Origin of the sequence: Streptomyces sparsogenes (assembly GCF_001704635.1) — a bacterium.
Lineage (GTDB): Bacteria > Actinomycetota > Actinomycetes > Streptomycetales > Streptomycetaceae > Streptomyces > Streptomyces sparsogenes.
Genome location: NZ_MAXF01000256.1, coordinates 1 through 1,003 on the forward strand (window position 1 = coordinate 1; position 1,003 = coordinate 1,003).

Below are 1,003 nucleotides of genomic sequence, written 5' to 3' on the forward strand. Positions count from 1 at the left end.
CTCCTCCGTCCCGCTCCAGCAGGCCCTGCGCCACCTCCAGACGGCCTTCACCCACTTCTTCGCCAGGCGCGCCGGGTATCCGCGGTTCAAGTCGCGGAAGAAGTCCCGGAAGTCCGCCGAGTACACCACCAGCGCCTTCCGCTTCCGCGCCGGCGAGCTGACCTTGGCGAAGATGACGGAGCCGCTGGAGATCGTGTGGTCCCGCCCCCTTCCGAAGGGCGCGTCGCCGTCCACCGTGACCGTGTCGCAGGACTCGGCCGGACGCTGGCACGTGTCCCTGCTGTGCGAGGACCCCACCGTGGGGCCGCTCGCCCCAACGGATGCGGCGGTCGGCGTGGATGCCGGACTGGACCACCTGCTGACCCTCTCGACCGGGGAGAAGATCTCCAACCCCCGGCACGAGCGGCGCGACCGTACCCGCCTGGCCAGGGCCCAGCGGCACCTTGCCCGCAAGGCCCCGGGCGAGGGCGCGAACCGGGCCAAGGCGAGGCGGAAGGTCGCCCGTATCCATGCCCGCGTCGCCGACCGCAGGCGCGACACGCTGCACAAGATCACCACTCGGCTCGTTCGTGAGAACCAAACGATCGTGATCGAGGACCTCACCGTTCGGAACCTGCTGAAGAACGGCAAGCTCGCCCGCGCCATCTCCGACGCGGCGTGGAGCGAGTTCCGGAGCCTGCTGGAGTACAAGGCCCAGTGGTACGGCCGCGAGGTGATCGCGGTCGACCGCTGGTTCCCCTCCTCCAAGCTGTGCTCCGTGTGCGGCACCCTGCGGGACAAGCTGCCGCTGCACGTCCGTACCTGGACCTGCGACTGCGGCACGACCCACGACCGCGACGTGAACGCGGCACGCAACATCCTGGCCGCCGGGCTGGCGGTATCGGCCTGTGGAGCCGGTGTAAGACCTCAACGGAGCACTCCGGGCGGGCAGTCGGCGACGAAGCAGGAACCCCCACGGCGCGAGCCGTAGGAACCCCCTCCTTCAGGAGGGGGAGGAAGTCAA

The 1,003-nt window shown here is 69.9% G+C and carries 1 protein-coding gene; it reads left to right on the plus strand.

Features of this window, described 5'->3' with window-relative positions:
- Positions 1-970 (plus strand): RNA-guided endonuclease InsQ/TnpB family protein (locus tag BBH68_RS38730; RefSeq protein ID WP_065968584.1); only part of this gene is annotated, 970 nt, incomplete at its 5' end.
- Between the last annotated feature and the right edge of the window lie 33 nt (positions 971-1,003).